General features: G+C 37.0%; 10 protein-coding genes. 9 read left to right on the forward strand and 1 reads right to left on the reverse strand.

What is annotated here, in order from left to right; genetic code table 11:
• The first annotated feature begins 3 nt into the window (after positions 1 to 3).
• The 7 genes from PALI_RS01515 (at position 4) to PALI_RS01545 (ending at position 7,212) form a co-directional block, all read left to right on the forward strand.
• Positions 4 to 1,368 (forward strand): MotA/TolQ/ExbB proton channel family protein, encoded by a 1,365-nt coding sequence (locus tag PALI_RS01515; RefSeq protein WP_077537657.1) that lies wholly within the window; start codon positions 4 to 6, stop codon positions 1,366 to 1,368.
• Entirely contained in the window at positions 1,368 to 1,892 is a 525-nt protein-coding gene (locus PALI_RS01520) for a MotA/TolQ/ExbB proton channel family protein (RefSeq protein WP_077537658.1), read from the forward strand. Before PALI_RS01515 ends, PALI_RS01520 begins: the two co-directional genes overlap by 1 nt.
• Before the next feature lie 14 nt (positions 1,893 to 1,906).
• A complete protein-coding gene (locus PALI_RS01525) occupies positions 1,907 to 2,311 on the forward strand; it encodes an ExbD/TolR family protein (protein WP_077537659.1) in 405 nt (134 codons plus the stop codon).
• Positions 2,311 to 2,928 carry an energy transducer TonB gene (locus tag PALI_RS01530; protein WP_007583869.1) on the forward strand — a complete coding sequence of 206 codons (618 nt, stop codon included), beginning with the start codon at positions 2,311 to 2,313 and terminating at the stop codon, positions 2,926 to 2,928. The genes PALI_RS01525 and PALI_RS01530 overlap by 1 nt, the downstream gene beginning before the upstream one ends.
• An 11-nt stretch (positions 2,929 to 2,939) precedes the next feature.
• Complete coding sequence (locus PALI_RS01535) at positions 2,940 to 4,199, forward strand: tetratricopeptide repeat protein (protein ID WP_193154607.1); 1,260 nt, start codon at positions 2,940 to 2,942, stop codon at positions 4,197 to 4,199.
• 61 nt (positions 4,200 to 4,260) lie between these two features.
• Positions 4,261 to 5,334: a hypothetical protein gene (locus tag PALI_RS01540; protein WP_193154609.1), complete on the forward strand. Its 1,074-nt coding sequence runs from the start codon at positions 4,261 to 4,263 to the stop codon at positions 5,332 to 5,334.
• Positions 5,335 to 6,150: 816 nt separating this feature from the next.
• Positions 6,151 to 7,212 (forward strand): hypothetical protein, encoded by a 1,062-nt coding sequence (locus tag PALI_RS01545; protein ID WP_193154611.1) that lies wholly within the window; start codon positions 6,151 to 6,153, stop codon positions 7,210 to 7,212.
• Between the two features lie 725 nt (positions 7,213 to 7,937).
• Here the strand turns inward: PALI_RS01545 and PALI_RS01550 are convergent.
• Positions 7,938 to 8,975, reverse strand: coding sequence for an IS110 family RNA-guided transposase (locus PALI_RS01550; RefSeq protein ID WP_193154364.1), 1,038 nt, complete (start codon positions 8,973 to 8,975; stop codon positions 7,938 to 7,940).
• 753 nt (positions 8,976 to 9,728) lie between these two features.
• On the opposite strand from PALI_RS01550, the gene PALI_RS20310 reads away from it, so the two are divergent.
• Positions 9,729 to 9,869 (forward strand): integrase core domain-containing protein, encoded by a 141-nt coding sequence (locus PALI_RS20310; protein ID WP_193154625.1) that lies wholly within the window; start codon positions 9,729 to 9,731, stop codon positions 9,867 to 9,869.
• Between the two features lie 984 nt (positions 9,870 to 10,853).
• Positions 10,854 to 17,546, forward strand: coding sequence for a non-ribosomal peptide synthetase (locus tag PALI_RS01560; RefSeq protein WP_193154613.1), 6,693 nt, complete (start codon positions 10,854 to 10,856; stop codon positions 17,544 to 17,546).
• Positions 17,547 to 17,585 lie beyond the last annotated feature (39 nt).

Raw genomic sequence — 17,585 nt, forward strand, 5'->3', positions numbered from 1 at the left:
ATAATGAAGAAACTATTTAAAGGTTTTGCTGTTGCAGCAGTACTAACTGTTTCTGCAGGTACCGCGCTTAATGCACATGCAAATACTGGAGCTCTAGATAAAATTCTTGAGCAAGTTAAGCAAGAGCGTATCTCTGAAGGTAAAATTAACAAGCAACGTGAGCAAGAGTTCTTATCAGAACGTGCTGACAAGCAAGCATTACTTAACAAAGCGAAAAGCCAACTTGCTTCAGAAAAAGCTCGTGGTGTTAGCCTTGCAAAACAGTATGCACAAAACGAAAATACTTTAGCTGAAAAAGAGCAAGCTCTTCAAAGCGCTCAAGGTACTTTAGGTGAAATGTTTGGTGTTGTACGTCGTGCAGCTCAAGACGCTATTGGTTCAATTGAAGCATCACTAGTTAGTGCTGAAAAGCCTGGCCGTGCAGAAATACTACGTTCATTAGCAGCTGCTAAAGAACTTCCAACAGTTCGCGAATTAGAAGAACTGTGGATTTCACTTCAAACTGAGATGACTGAATCAGCTAAAGTTTCAACTTTTGAAACAGAGGTTGCTGGTCTTGATGGTAACCCATCAATGAAAAAAGTAACGCGTATCGGTAACTTTAACTTAGTTACAGATGATGGCTACTTGATTTATTCACCAGAGACAAAGTCTATCCAACCTTTAGGTAAACAGCCTGATAGCTATATTTTAGACGGTATTACAGCGCTTGAGAATACATCATCAGATAGCTACGCTGGTGTTTACATCGATCCGACTCGTGGTGCGATTTTACGTATCAATACTCAAAAAGCGACACTTATGGAATACTTCCATCAAGGTGGCGTAGTTGGTTATATCATCACAGCTTTATTAGGCTTAGGTATGCTAATTACTCTTATTCGCTTTGTTGACCTGACGCTTACTACAAGTAAGATTAAGAGCCAGCTTAAAAACGTTGCTACACCAAATACTAATAACCCACTGGGTCGTATTATTAAAGTGTACCATGATAACAAAAATCAAGATGTTGAAAACCTTGAGCTTAAACTTGATGAGGCTATTCTTCGTGAAACGCCACGCATCGAAGCTGGCATCAATATAATCAAGATTCTTGCTGCAATTGCACCTTTACTAGGTCTTTTAGGTACAGTAATAGGTATGATCTTGACGTTCCAAACGATTACATTGTTCGGTACGGGTGATCCGAAGATCATGGCAGGTAATATCTCTCTAGCACTTGTTACAACAGCGCTGGGTCTAATTGCTGCACTACCACTAATTCTACTTCACGCTTTAGTAGCTGGTCGTAGTAAGTCGGTATTACACATCCTAGATGAGCAAAGCGCGGGTATCGTTGCTACTCACGCGGAGAAGGAGAAAGCCTAATGCTAGTCCTGATGGAGATATGGGAATCTATCAGGGATTTTGTTGGCACAGGCGGCCAGGTTTTATACGTGGTCGCAATGGCACTCTTTCTTATGTGGGTTTTAATGATTGAGCGCTATTGGTTCTTACTTGCAGAGTTTCCTCGCACAGCGAAAGAAATTATAGCAAAGTGGGATGCCCGCCAAGACACTACGTCTTGGTACGCACATAGAATTCGTGAAGCATGGATTTCTGAAGCATCTGAGAAGTTAGATGCGCGTATGTTGTTGATTAAAACATTGGTGGCTGTTTGTCCTTTAATTGGCTTACTGGGTACTGTTACTGGCATGATTTCGGTTTTCGAAACTATGGCTAGTCAAGGTACTGGTAACGCACGTTTAATGGCATCAGGTATTTCAATGGCAACAATACCGACAATGGCTGGAATGGTTGCGGCATTATCTGGAGTGTTTTTTAGCTCACGTCTTGAGACAAAAGCTAAAATGGTGAAAGCCAAACTTATAGATAGTATGCCTCATCACTAGAGAGAGAATTAAATATGGCACGTAAACAACGTTTTCGTGAAGAAGAAGATGCAGCGGTAGATATGACACCGATGCTTGACATCGTATTTATCATGCTTATTTTCTTTATCGTAACTACATCGTTCGTTAAAGAAGCTGGTATAGAGGTCAATAAACCAAAAGCAGCCCAGGCTACTAAGCAAAAAAATGCTAATATTTTTATTGCAATTCGTAGTAACGGCGAAATCTGGATAGATAAGCAGCAAGTTGATGTTGAGCGTATTTCAGCAAAGATTGAAAGTTTATTAGCAGAACAACCTACTGAAGTTGTGATTTTGCAGGCTGATAAAGAAGCAAAACATGGTGTAGTGGTTAAAGTTATGGACCAGATTAAAGCGACGGGCGACAACCTGAGAATTTCAATAGCTGGAGATCAGTAATGATTCGTTTTCTGTTTTCACTGATTGCAGGTGGGGCAGTTACTTTCGGCTTGTTCTACTTCATGGCATTCCTCATCTCTGGTGGGGCTGACCGTAATACGGAACAAAAAGAGCAGATCATAGTCGAAATAATGACGAATCCGCCTGAATCTAAGGTGCAGGAGAGGAAGCGTGTACCGCCTCCGCCTCCGCCACCGCCAAAGCAGCCGCCTAAACCGCAGCCGCCACAGCCGGAAAATAATAATCCAAATCCTGGTGCTATGTCATTTAATATGGGAAGCATTGATGTTGGTAGTTCGGCAGGTGGACTAAGTGGTCCTGGTGCATTTGGACGAGATGGTGATGCGACACCTATCGTTCGTATAGAACCAAAATATCCAACGCAAGCAGCACGTGATGGTAAAGAAGGTTGGGTTCAACTTTCATTCACAATTGATGAGCTAGGTGGAGTAACTGACGTTGAAGTGATTGACGCCGATCCAAAACGTATCTTTGACCGTGAAGCTAAACGTGCACTGCGTAAGTGGAAGTACCGTCCTAAGATCATTGACGGAAAACCACAAAAACAACCAGGTTTACAAGTTCAATTAGACTTTAAACTTAACCAAGGCAACTAAGGAGGCGAGTAATGAGAAATTTTTCTAAAGTAACTGCGCTTGCAATTCTTATGTCTGTGTCGGGTGCTACTTTAAGTGCATCTGTTTTAGCAGCGCCAGATTACGCAAAGATTGAAGAGCGTAAAAAAGCAAAAACTAAAATCATGGGCGAGCGTACTGGTAAAAAAGTAATTAAAGCGTTTGACTTGTACAACGAAGAAAAAATTGACGAAGCAATTGTTTTGCTTAGAGAGATCGAACCTTCGAATGACTTTGATAAAGCGACCGTAAATCGTTACTTAGGTAGCATGTACGCTCAAAAAGAAAAGTATGACGATGCGATTAAATATTCTAAGCAAGCAGTTGCCCCTGATGTTTTGAACTTTGCTGATCAGGAACAAACATTAAAATTGTTAGGTGATTTATTTGCTGGTACTGAAAAGTACAAAGAAGCCAAAAAAGCTTATGTAGCTTGGATGGACTTCACAGGTGAAGAAGATCCTACAGTTTACACGCGTATAGCTCAAGCTAACTATCAGTTAGAACAATACCGTGATGTTTTTGAACCAGCCGATAAGGCAATAAAACTTCAAAAAGAGCCAAATAAAGGCCCTTACCAATTAAAATTAGGTGCATATTTTGAACTTAAAGATTATGCAAACATGGTTAAAATTGGCGAAGAAATTGTTCGTGTATGGCCAGATGATAAAAAAGCTTGGGTTAGTTTAGGTAAATATTACCTGCAAACTGAAGACTATCAAAAAGGCCTAGCAACTATGGAAGTTGCATACAATAATGGTTACTTTGAAAATGAAGTTGAATATAAAGTCTTATCTAACTTTTACTCTATAAACGAAATCCCTTTTAAAGCAGCTATAACACTTGAAAAGGCCGTTAAAACAGAGAAAGTAAAACGTACTAAGCAAAATGTTAGCGCGATTGCTAGTAATTACCATCGCTCTAAAGATTTAGAAAAAGCTGCTAAGTATTACGAAGAGGCTGCTAAATTTGATGAAGATGCTGAGCTTTACCGCAAAGCAGGTTCGTTACTTTTACAATCTGAGAAGTTCAGTGCTGCTGTTGTTCGTTTGAACAAAGCACTAGAATTGGGCTCTGATAAAAAGGGCACAATTTACTCAGATTTAGCTGAAGCGTATTACTATCAAGGTAAGTATAAGCAAGCTCATGCTGCTATTACAAAAGCAATGGACGATCCTCGCACACGTAAGTTTGCGAAAGGTTGGGCTACATATATTAAAGATAAAGCCGCTCGCAACGGTGTTAAAATTTAACTTTAATTTATTTTAGTAATCTATAAAAAGCCCCTTTGGGGCTTTTTTTATTGGAATTATTATGTATAAAACATTCTTTTTGTCTTTTTTATTATGCTTGTTTTTAGTTGCATGCTCTAGGCAGGAGCAGGGCTATAATTCATTTGAAGAAGCGCAAAGCGCTTTAAAAGATTTGAATATTTCACTGATGCAAACTAATGGTGTTGGTAGTGAAAAAATGACTAATGAGCAATTCGTTTTTTCTGATGCTTACCTTAATAAACGCCATGTTATTTATCAAAATTTGATGGGGATGCAAATCAAGCCGAACCAAATTGCACAGGTTAATTACCTTGTAATCGCGGAGCGGTTTCCTGCGCGTTACTTTCCTTGGCCTGCTCAAGTTAATGTATTAACAAATATGCTTAAGCAAAATAGTTCAGGTAAAGAGGTAGGTAACATTGTCACTTGGCTTAAACTAAATCAAAGCACATTAGATAACGCTAGGCAAAGCAATTTAAAGTTAAATAAAATAGAACTACAGCTGCTGAAAAGCTATCTATTGGGTGTGATTGACAGTTATGGTATTCAACCACCTCTTAAAAGTCATATAAGAGCTTTTAGCGATTATTTGGCTAATTACAAGCCTCGCGGTAGCCTGGGTTTAAGAGGGTTACCTAATGGGACTGAGTGGTATCAAAGTAAACTTAACTATTTTAGTGGCGAAGTTCATTCACCGCTCGAATGGGTCACTCTTGTTAATGAACAAATAAAGCACTTAAGCATTGTAGCGTTTGAATACACATTATCGGTTTCTCATCAAACATCGTTTTTAGTTCAGTATTTGTCAGATGAGCAGCCAATTGAGGGGCTTGATTGGCAATCTGCTTATCAAGATTTACCTACGATGGCGAGCAACATGAGTATGTCTGATAAAGATAAAATGCTTATGCTTGCAATGATGGAATCAGATATTGGTGTTCACTATCATGCTTGGACTTTACCACAAGCAAAAGTGAATCTAATGAAACGCCTAGAAATAACCCAACAAGAGGCTCAGTATTTAGTTGAAGATATAATACTCTACCCTGGGCAATCATTTAGCTTTATTAAAAAAATTATGCAGTCAAATCAAAATTTACTTGGATTCAAATAGTAAGTACATAACTTGAATGGATAGAAAAAGTGGTCAGTTGAATATAGACTGTTCGCTTTTTCTGCGACAAGATATATAACAATGAAAATATATAAACAACTGACCCACGCCGCCAAATTTATGCCTTAAAGAGTACAGGGTTGAGTTCAAATAAAATGGCTCAGCAATTAAATATCCATCAATCTACGGTTTGTCGAAAGCTTTATCGCAACATAGGGAGGCGTGGTTACCCTTTAAAACACGCCATACTTATCTGCCCGTAAACACCACCAACACGATTATTATCAATTGATAGTAAAATAAAAATGGAGTCCTGAGAAAATATCTGTTGGTTCAAGACTGATGGTAATCTCCATATGAGCGATAAATTAGCAAATTGGGCGTTAGATAATAATATTGAATTACGGTTTACTCAGCTTGGTAAATCTTAATATTTACAATGATATTAGTGATTTATAAGATAGAACCACAGATTGATTATGGACATATAACAACGAACGGTTTAGCAATGGTCTAGGCGCAATAACACCGATAAAAAACTTAGCTATGACAAAGCTGATATTCTACTGCAAGCAGCCATTAAAATTGGAAGATTTCCGGTACGCTAAAACAATAAGAACTTAAAAGTAATATTATTAATAATTGTCATTTCTATGTAACAATTGAGTAGAAAAGTTATCACTATTTCGCTATTATATTTAAGAGGTATAAGCTGAGACTTTCATTAGGTTGTTTCGACGTAGACCAGTTTTTGTGATGCCATTATTTAGTGTCATGGTAATTAACTTTAGACTAGGGCATTTAAAGGGTTAAGCTATGTTAGAGCAAATGCTATTAAATAAGTTAAATAGTAAAGAAAAATTAAATGATGAATCATTTGAATATAAAAGTATTTTTTTTAGTTCTGTAGCACCCGATCCAACCAATGGAAGGTTTTTACCGTCGATTTTTATAGATGATGAGCACGCTAAGCTATTTGTTGCACGTAAATTAAGTAAAGGGCAACTTATCAAGTTGTATCACGCTGAAGATCATGTTTTGATTGGTAAGTCAGTGATTATAAATTGTATTACGCGAAGTAACGAAGACAGAAAGCGAGCCTCACAAACGATAAATTCAATCATTGAATTAGGAGACAACATTTCAGTATCTGAAATGATACAAGTTCCAACAGTGTTTCCATTTGAAGATGGAAAATATCAAATTTTAACTGGACATAGACGGTTTTTTGCATTGGTATATGCCAAAGGCTATGGAGCGGTAGCTCAGTTCAAAGTTTATGATACAAAGCCGCTATTGACAAAGGTAAAGCAGTTTCAAGAAAATGCAAGTAGAGAAGACTTACCTCAATATGGAAAGCTACAAGCTTTTTTAAATGCCCGTATTGAAATTGATACTCTTAATAAAGTTAGGGCATTATCTGGTATGTCACGATTAACTATAAGAGAAATAGTCTCAACCCTTGGTATTTCAATGGGTGCATATGATAATTACAATGTACTTGTTCGCTATCCATCAGTGACTATAGCCTATGAAAATGGCTGCAGTTATTCATTTATAAAAATGAAAAAACTTATACTATCGATAGAGAGTAATTATAAAACACAACACGTAAAATCAACCCTTGATGTACTTGATAAAAAAGCAATTTCGAAATTGATTGAACAACAGATACAAGGGATTAGAAAGTTATCAGAAAAAGTTCTGCCTTCATTTACTATTCAATCATTAAACTCCCAGAGTGGATTAAAAAAGCTATTAACTCAGGATGTTACTAAAATGGATATTAATGTGGATTGGGATTCACTGGATTGGAAGGATAAAAAATCAGTAAGTGCTGCGTTAAATAAATTGGTGGATTACCTCAATAAAGTTTAAAAAGAATAAGGTAATCAATTCCCCGAAAAATAATAGAAGTCAAATGTAGAATTTTCTCTTATTGTAAATATAGAGAAAATTATGAAAAAATCACATTTTACTAACAGCCACATCTTCGCTATTTTAAAGCAAGCACTATACGTTCTGAGTTATTTTGTGAACATGGTATGCGTAGCTTAACCTTTTATAAATGAGATGCTGAGTGTGGTGGCGTAATCCTCCCGAAAAATAATAAATGTGTCTTTAATGACGAGAATGAAAGAGCTTGCAGATCAAAACCGGCGCTAAAAAAAATGTATGCTTGGGAGCGCCTTAAGGCCGGAGTCATTCATGGAGCCATGGCAATAAAGTGGTAAAGACTTCTTAGCGAAAGCAACTTGTACATGAAGTCGTTAATACTCAAAAAATGAGTATTTCGTTAGTATGCCGTACGTTTATGCTAAGTGAAGCGTGTTGTCGATATTCGTCAAAGCTGAGTAATGAAAACCTTAGATAGCCGATTTGTTACTAGGGCCTTATATGGACTCTCCGTCAATGTCAAAAAGAAAAAGTTAAAATAAATTTAGATGCTAGCTTATATACGGGCTCAAATTGAGGGGCTACCTCTGGCCTCTTATGTATTCGCACCTTCATGACTTTTCTGTTGAGCAGTTTATGAAACTTCAGGCCCTAACAGTCTATTGAAGGTTGGTCTTACCTATTTTAAGCGCTCTTATTGACAAATTTTAAGCCGCAAGTAATTGTGGCTGGTATTCTTTATCATGCTTTTGCATTGCAAAAGCCGTTCTTATCGTTTTATTCGCTAAAGCAATGGCTGCTACTTTCTTTCCTCGACGCGCGGTTAATGCTTTCAACCATACATCTTTTTCACTGCGACTTTCTCTTTTTTCTAGTTGGGAAACAACCGCTAATGCACCTTTAAACAAAGCACTTCGCAGCTTCTTATTTCCTATCACTTTAGATATCGCGCCTATTTTTTCTTTACCCCCACTGCTATGTTGTACTGGTGTTAGACCAAAACATGCGGCGGCTTCTCGACCACTTTTGAAATGTGTTGCATTACCTAGCGCTATTTTTATCAAAATTGCACAGACTGGACCGACTCCCTCTAAGGCTTGTAAGCGGTTACATGTTTTATCTTCTTTAATTATTTCATGCAATTGTTTTTCAATCAGCTTTGCTTCTTCAATTGTCTCCTTAAAGCGTTTAAAAAGGAGGTGAATTGAAAAACGAAATGAGGCTGTTAAACTATTTTCTGCCTCTTCTAGTATCTCAGGTATAGCGTGAATTAACGGGGTATCGCCTTGAGCTATTGGATACCCTAACTCCAAAAGTAAGCCTCTGAGTTGATTACTTAAACTTACTTTTTGTTTGACCAATAAATCACGCATACATTCAATGCCTTGCAGGCATTGCTCATGGGCTGAAAGTAAACGACTTCCTTTAATATGAGGCAGGCGAGCCGCAACAGAAATAGCCAGCGCATCATTCGCATCTGTCTTTTGCCCTTGACGGAATGCTTTTACCTGTCGTGCATTAATCGCTTTTACTTGATGACCAGCCTGTTTCGCAAAGCGTGCCCAATAATGTGTTCCGCCACACGATCCCATAGCAACTAAAGATTGCTTCTCTTTAATTAACAATTCTTTAAGTTTAGCTCTCGTGATTGCTTTGTTATAAATAACATGTCCATTCTTATCTGTTTTACAAACCTGAAATAAATTTTTTGCTAAATCAATTGTGATTACATTACAATCAAACATGTATGGGCTCCTTGGTAAAAGTTTTATCGCTTATTACGTTACTCCTGAGGGAAGTGGGAGTCCATACATCTGTTGACCTTTCAGGATTAAAATGTGTTCAATCTAGGGGCGATTTAATCGCGGCGTGAGGTTTGTAACCTAGTGGGCTAAATCAAAACCGAGCAACAAAGAGTTAATCGCCCCTAGGCAGAACCCAAGGACAGCGCATGTTTGGCATTTATGCTGCGTTATCGCCTATTTATGGGGAATAACCACACTACATAGGCTCTGCCTTGCCTAAATATCAAACATGCTGCTGTAAAATCAATCACGAAAGGTCAACACACCCTAGGCCTCAGCGAATGGCAGCGTAATTGGGGGGGGTGGCCTATGCTTTTTATATTTACGCAATGTAAAGGCTATACATTGAACCATAAGTGAGTTCAAAGTATTTACTGTGAACTCGAATTAAATCTCAGTATAAAACCAAATAAACGATTAAAGAGCGAAAAGCCAGAGCCACTATCAGTACCTAAATTTATTATCGAATGCTGAACAATTCTCAGATGGCAGAGCGTTTCATTTATTTAATGTAATTGATAATTTTAACCGAGAAAGACTGGTGATTGACGTTGATTTATCATTGCCAGTCGAGCATGTTATTCGTTTATTAAATCAAGTTATAGAATAGCGGGGAGACCTAAAGCCATCAGATGTGATAATCAGGCTGAATATATTAGTCATAAATTAACTGACTAGGCACGAGGTAATTATATTAAATTACAGTTTATCCAACCTAGAAACTCACAGCAGAATGCCTATATAGAGCATTTTAATCAGACAGTGCGTTATGATTGGTTAAGTCACTATACCTACAGTGATATTAGTGAGTTACAAGGTAAAGCCACAGAGTGATTATGGCCTTATAATGATGAAAGATCTAACATCGGGTTAGGCGGTATTATACCAATACAAAAGTTGAAGCAATTACATGACAGAGATTTTACTACTAACCCTCATTAAAAATGTGGTACTACCATAAGTATTGTGAGTGTTTGAAACGATAACCACATTTACCTGTGTTGCGATGAAGCTCTCGACAAACCGTGGATCAGCTTATATTTACCTGGCTACTTTTTTATCCATTCTATTTTAGTTGAAAAATAAAGCGCATAATGGAATAGTCTCTTCAGCTATGAACATGCATGAAAATACCTGTTTTTCTTTATCAATTATGGAGTTATTTTTTTTGTAAAAAATGTAGCTAAAAGGTTCTTATTATATATATAATAAGAAAGCATTCTGTAAACTACTTATAACATGGACTAGTAAGATGGGTAATGACGCATTAACGGAACTTAGCACTCTTTTAAATTTGCAAGAGATAACATCAGAAAACATTGATGTACATTTGATACATCATATTTTTAAGATAGCATATGACTTTGGCAATAAAGATGGTTGTAATGGTATTTATGTTTGCCCTTCATCTTCTTTTACTTTACTAAATGAGAGCAAAGTAGTTTGTAAGTAGAATTTAATATATCTATATTTTTCTTTGTTAATCATTAGCTGTAATTTATATTTATTAGATGCCTATTATAAAGAGAATATGTAATGTTCTTGACATATAACAAAGTTAAAGTTAGTTCTAAATAATTTACTTCACACGTAAAAATATTCTTGTCGTAATTTATAAATATGGTTTAGCCAAGTTCTAAAAGGCAGTATTTTTTTCTAGTTTAATTTAGCGAACCAATTGAAATCTAATATATTTTAGATGCAGACCCTTATAATCTGTAGTATGTAATGTTTGTTAATAAATATCGATTTTTCATAGGCATAGACCTGTTTGTCAGCTATGTTTCCTCATTAACTTGACTGCACAAAAGCGATAATATGAAACAGGTTTTTTTAGAGCTCGGAGAGAAAGGAATAAAGCTTACTGTTGATGAACAAGGTAAATTATTGGTCAGGGGTAAAATTAAGTTTTTAACAGAAGAAGAAAAAAATTTTTTAAAGAATAATAAATCGGAAATTATTAGTACTATCAAAAATAATCTTGTTGTTGTACCAGACAAACAATCTCAAGTTATTCCGGAGCGTTTAGGTTTAAACTCTGGTGTTCTGTCATTTTCTCAGCGCCGTTTGTGGTTTATTGATAAATTACAACAAGACTCTAGTGAGTATAATATTCCTATTGCCTTTAATGTTAAAGGGCACCTAAATATTACGCTTGTTGAAAAAACATTAAATGATGTAATTAAGCGGCATCAAATATTAAGAACTATTTATCAGGACTATCAAGGTGAGCCGCTCCAAAAAGTTCTCACAGATATCCAATTAACTATAGATTATAAAGATTTTTGTGATATCGAATCACAGTACGAAACCGTGCAAGCGTACTTATGTGAAGAAGCAATTAGAGCATTTGATTTAAGCCAAGATTTAATGATTCGCGCTAGTTATGTTGCCTTAGATAATAAAGAAGTAAGTAGCAATGGTATTTTAACTTTTAATGTTCATCATATCGCTGCAGATGGCTGGTCTATGGATGTTTTAACTAGAGAGTTCTTTGTTATTTATCAGGCTTTTGAACAAGGCTTATCATCACCGCTTATTGATTTGCCAATACAATATTTAGACTTTGCCCATTGGCAACAAAATGAATTTAAACAACATCGACTGCAGTACCAGTTAGATTATTGGCAACGGCAATTACACGAAGCGCCAGTGCTACATCAATTATCTTTAGACAATGATAGACCAGCTGAAAAACAATATAAAGGCGATTTAGTTTCTACCGTACTAGATGAAAATATTGCTGAAAAACTATTGCAATTCGCAAAGCTTTGTCAACTAACGCCATTTATGCTACTTCATGCGGCACTGACATTGGTACTTAGTCGCCATAGTGGTAGTGATGATATTATTATCGGTAGTCCAGTTGCAAATCGCAGAGAAGCAACTCTTGAACCACTGATTGGCTTTTTTGTTAATACACTGGTGTTCAGGGTTAATACTGGGCATACCCATCTTCTTACATACTTTAAGCATCTCAGACAGGTACATTTGGAGGCACAAGATAATCAAGATGTTCCATTTGAGCAATTAGTAGAAGCGCTAAATGTACCAAGAAATAATGCTCATAGCCCATTATTTCAGATTTTACTCACAACCAATAATCAATTTGTAGCACATAAAGATGAAAAGCAACAATTGAAACTGGGAAATGCCTATTTGCAGCCAATGAGTGAGGTAAATCTCACGACTAAATTAGATCTTGATATTCACATGGCATTAAATAGTGATGGTGCCTCTACAGCTTGGACCTACGACGTATCTTTGTTTAACAAAGCACATATAGAACAGCTAAATCAACATTTATTGTCTGTGTTAGTGTCGTTTGCAGATATGGCTGATTTTGCGTCTGAAAAATTACAAAAAGTACCTATATCAGCTGTAAGAATGTTTAGCTCGGAGGAGAATAATTTAGCAGCTAAAATAGCGATAGGGCCACAGCTACCTCTTAACTTCACATCTATGCATGGTATGTTTGAACATCAGGTAATGATTAATCCTCAGAAAGTTGCATTAAAGAAAAATGATATTGAATTCACTTTTCAGACTCTTAATGAACGAGCGGACACTATAGCTGATATTTTAATTGCTAATTATGGAGTAACTAAAGGACAGCCAATAGGTTTATATGGTGAACGTTCACAATCTACAATTTGTGCAGTTTTAGCAATATTAAAAGCGGGAGCTGTTTATGTTGCCTTAGATCGCACTGCTCCGGCTGATAGATTAAGTTATATTGTTGATGAGCTAAATTTAGCATTAATATTGTGTAATTCAAGTGCGGATTGTCCAGGAAATTCGATTTCATTAGCTGTCATGGGGCTTGATATCCTCGAGAATGAAAATATTAACCATATAAACGTTAAGCGGCCCGAAATAACGATAGCCGATGCTGCTTATATCCTTTATACGTCAGGCTCTACAGGACGTCCAAAAGGAGTGTGCCAAAAGCATGGCACATTGGTAAATTTGGCTAGGCATCAAGCTGAGATTGATGGCATCACTCAAGCGTATAATACATTACAATTTACACCATTAACGTTTGATGTATCAGCTCAAGAATTGGCAACTAGCTGGCTGACAGGGAGTTGTTTAACATTAATTTCTCAACAGCAAAAAGATCAGTTGGAGTATTTGGCTGAGTTGTTATATCAGCAAAATATTGAACGCTTATTTGTGCCTCCAGCTGTGCTTGATTTAATTACTGAGCATGTCAATACGACAGGTAATGGTTTACCTTGTTTAAAAGAGGTGTTTGTCGCTGGTGATGTGTTTAAAATGACCAAAAATATCCAACAGTTTTTGATTACTCATCAACAATGCAAACTGTATAATCATTACGGTCCTACAGAGACTCATGTCGCAAGTACTTATCGAGTATTAGTTGAAGATTCAGGTGATATAAGTATTGGTAGATCGATTGCTAATACTTGTTGTTATGTTTTGAGTTCAGGATTAACTCCAGTACCATTAGGATGTGTCGGAGAGTTGTATATTGCTGGTCAAGGCGTTGCTCTTGGTTATGTAAATAATCAGAAACTGACCAATGAGAGCTTTATTTACTCTGAGTTATATGATGAGGTTTTATATAAGACAGGTGACTTAGTTCGTTATAATAGTGATGGTCGTCTAAATTTTATTGGACGAGTTGATAATCAAGTTAAAATTCGCGGATTTAGAATTGAATTGGGTGAAGTAGTTCATGCGATTGAAGCGTTGGAAAATGTTGATTCTGTTATAGTAGAGGTTAATGAAGTAACTGGAAATAAACAACTAGTAGCATATGTTCGTCCTTGTCTCACATGTGAGACAGAGGCAAAAGAGCATGCTCTAATAGAAACAATAAAGGTTACACTTAAAGATTCACTACCTGGGTATATGATTCCGAGCGTATTCGCTGTAATTGCTGAATGGCCGTTGACTAGTAATGGTAAATTAGACAAAAGTGCTTTACCCCCTGTCGTTTCTATCCAATCAAATCGTAATTTAGTTGCACCTGATACTGATACAGAATGGCAGCTTGCTAAGATCTGGTCTCGTCTGCTCAATATTGAGTTGCCACAGTTATCTACAACAGATGATTTTTTTGAGATGGGTGGTCATTCACTGTTATCGGTGCGATTGGTATCAGAAATCCGCGAGCAGTTAAGTGTTGAAGTGACGGTAAAGCAAATTTTTTCGTCGAGTACAATTAAGCAATTAGCTTACCTGATTGGTTGTAGCAGTAAAGTAGTGAAGCCTCAAATTTTATCGCAGAGTCGTGAACAGAATGAATTTGATTTGTCTTTTGCACAGCAAAGGTTATGGTTTATAGATCAGTTTCAGGGTGGATCTCCACAATATAATATGCCGATGGCGTTTCAGATAGAAGGCTCATTTGACCTAATTAGTGCAGAGCAGGTTTTGACAGCAATAGTTAGACGGCACGAAGTGCTTAGGACCGTTTATCGAGAAAGTGAAAGTGGGCCAAAACAATGCATTCTGCCGGCACAACCATTTATCATTCAGCGCCTAGATTTTGGTCATTTGGCTCAACAATCTCAGTCACTAGTTAAACAACAACTATTAGAGGATGCACAAACTCCTTTTGATTTATCGGCCGACTTAATGCTAAGGGCAAGCTATATCTCTTTATCTGAAACTCGAGGAGTATTAATGCTTAATATGCATCATATTGCATCGGATGGCTGGTCGTTAAATCAGCTAAAACGTGAGTTCTTTATTTTATATCATGCATTCATAGAAGGTAAACCAAGTCCTCTTAACGAATTGTCCATCCAGTATGCTGATTTTTCTCAGTGGCAACGTAATTGGTTGCAAGGTACAGTGTTGCAACAGCAGTTGGATTACTGGCAAACTCAATTAAATAGTGTACCAAGTGTTCACAGTGTGCCACTAGACTTCCCCAGACCAGCAGAGAAGCAATATTCAGGTGCTATGGTAATGAGCCGTGTGCCTTTGCAGGAGGCTCAGCAACTGTGCAAAATGGCTACAGATTATCAAATGACTCCGTTTATGTTACTGCATGCGGCATTAGCATTGACCATTAGTCGTTATAGTAATACATTTGATATTGTTATAGGTACGCCTGTGGCCAACAGAATGCAAGTTGAAGTTGAACCTTTGATCGGATTTTTTGTTAATATCTTGGCACTTAGGGTGGATACTGAGCAAGCGTCGTTTGATACTTATTTAACGCATGTTAGAGAGACCCATTTAGACGCTCAAAGCCATCAAGACTTACCATTTGAGCAATTAGTTGATGCGTTACAAGTGCCTAGAAGTGAGGCACTTGCACCACTTTGTCAATTGATGGCTTCTTTTACTGGCCAACTAGATAAGCAAGATTGCACTATTCCCATTTTACCTAATCTTCAATTAACGCCATTACTGGCTGATGCTTGTATAGCAAAATTTGATATCGAAGTTGAGTTCTCTCTCTTAGAAGGCGGATTACAAATTAATTGGATTTATGATCAATCATTGTTTACCCACTCACATATAGAGGAATTAAGTCAGCATCTTAATTTGTTAGTAGAACGCCTGGGGCAAGGCGATATAGCACATATAAATAAGCAGACACCGATAGAGCTAAATGTAGTGCCAAATGAGTTAAGTGATTATTTGGTTAAAGCTTTGAATAATAATGCTTGTGAGTATGAACGTGCTTTATGTATACATGAACTTTTTGAGCAGCAAGTCCACCTTGCTCCGGAACAAATTGCATTGGTATATCAGCAGCAACAATTGAGTTATAAGCAACTCAATTGTAAGGCTAATCAACTTGCCCATTATTTGCTTGATCATAGTACTGTTAAGTCTGATATTTTAATTGGAATATGTTTAGATCGGTCACTCGAAATGATTATTGCTACTTTAGCAGTACTTAAAGCTGGTGGGGCGTATGTGCCATTAGATCCTAGTTACCCTAAAGCACGATTAGACTATATGCTAAAGGATTCTGGTATAACAACCATTATTACAAAAATATCGATCACTAATGAAATCGATCTTGTAGGATATCAAGCTATAAATATAGATGAACTATTTTCGCCAAAAGATGTGTTATTCACGCAATATAGTGATGAAAATATAGCAGTTACACAATTGGAGCTGTCATCTACGGACTTAGCATATGAAATTTATACTTCAGGGTCCACAGGAAAGCCTAAAGGAGTGTTACTTGAGCATCGGGGGATCGTGAATTTAGCAAAAAATCAACGCGTTGCTTTTAACATTGAACCTAGCTGTAAAGTATTACATTTTGCTTCTATGAGCTTTGATGCTGGTACATGGGAATATGCTATGGCGTTATTAAATGGTGCTACCTTAGTGATTACTGATAAAGACCAGCGTATATCACCTGAGGCTATTGGTAATTTACTATATGATGCAAAAATAACACATGTGACCTTGCCTCCTGCTTTTCTTGCAATGATGAATTTTAGGTCTGATCTGGCACTACAAGGGCTTATTGTGGCTGGGGAAGCATGTGATCCTGAATTAGTTGACCTTTGGTCTGAAAAATACCCCTTTTATAATGCTTATGGACCAACAGAAGCATCAGTGTGTTGTTCGTATCAAAGACTTTATCCTGGAATGAAAATAACGATTGGTAAACCGTTACATAATGTGAGTTTGTATGTTTTGGATAAATACCTTGAATTGGTACCGCCTGGTGTTATTGGTGAGCTACATATTGGCGGTGACGGTCTTGCTCGCGGTTATCATCAGCGTCCTGAAATGACAGCCGAAAAGTTTATCATTAACCCATATTATAATTTAACTGGGCATCGCGATAGTGAGCTTATTTATAAAACAGGTGATCTGGCAAAAATACTGCCGGATGGTAATATTGAATTTGTTGGACGTATTGATGCACAAGTTAAAATACGTGGTTTCAGGATTGAATTAAGTGAAATTGAAGCGCAACTTAGTCAATGTAATGAGTTGGATTCGGCACTAGTGGTAGTAAAAGAGGCCAAAAATGGCACTAAATTTTTGGTTGCTTATATTAACCCCAAAGATATATCACAGTCACTTTCATTGGCCGAGTTGACTTTTGCAGTGCAGACGCAGCTTTCAGTCAATTTACCTGATTATATGGTGCCCACATCTTTTATTAAAATAGACAGCTGGCCATTGACTGCAAATGGTAAAGTGGACAAAAAAGCATTACCAGAATTAGTTGGTGATTCAGCGCAATTAGTATACATAAAACCTGAAACAGTAACAGAGCAAACAATGGTTGATTTATGGTCCGAGTTATTGGGTATCGCACCAGAAGAAATAGGGTGCAATGCTAAATTCTTTGAAATGGGAGGCAATTCAATTTTGATAACCAGATTAGAAACTTTGATCCGTAATCAATTTTCGGTTGAGTTCTCTATAAAAGAGCTATTCGCTATAACGGTATTAAAGGATCAGTCATTGCATATTGATTATCTTTTAAGTCGTTTATCTTATCAAGCAACAGATAACGAAGAAGGGTTTGAGGAAACGGATTGGTAAGTCAACCCATCTATTTATCATAACAGTCAAGAATACCTT

The organism is Pseudoalteromonas aliena SW19 (genome assembly GCF_014905615.1).
Taxonomy (GTDB): domain Bacteria; phylum Pseudomonadota; class Gammaproteobacteria; order Enterobacterales; family Alteromonadaceae; genus Pseudoalteromonas; species Pseudoalteromonas aliena.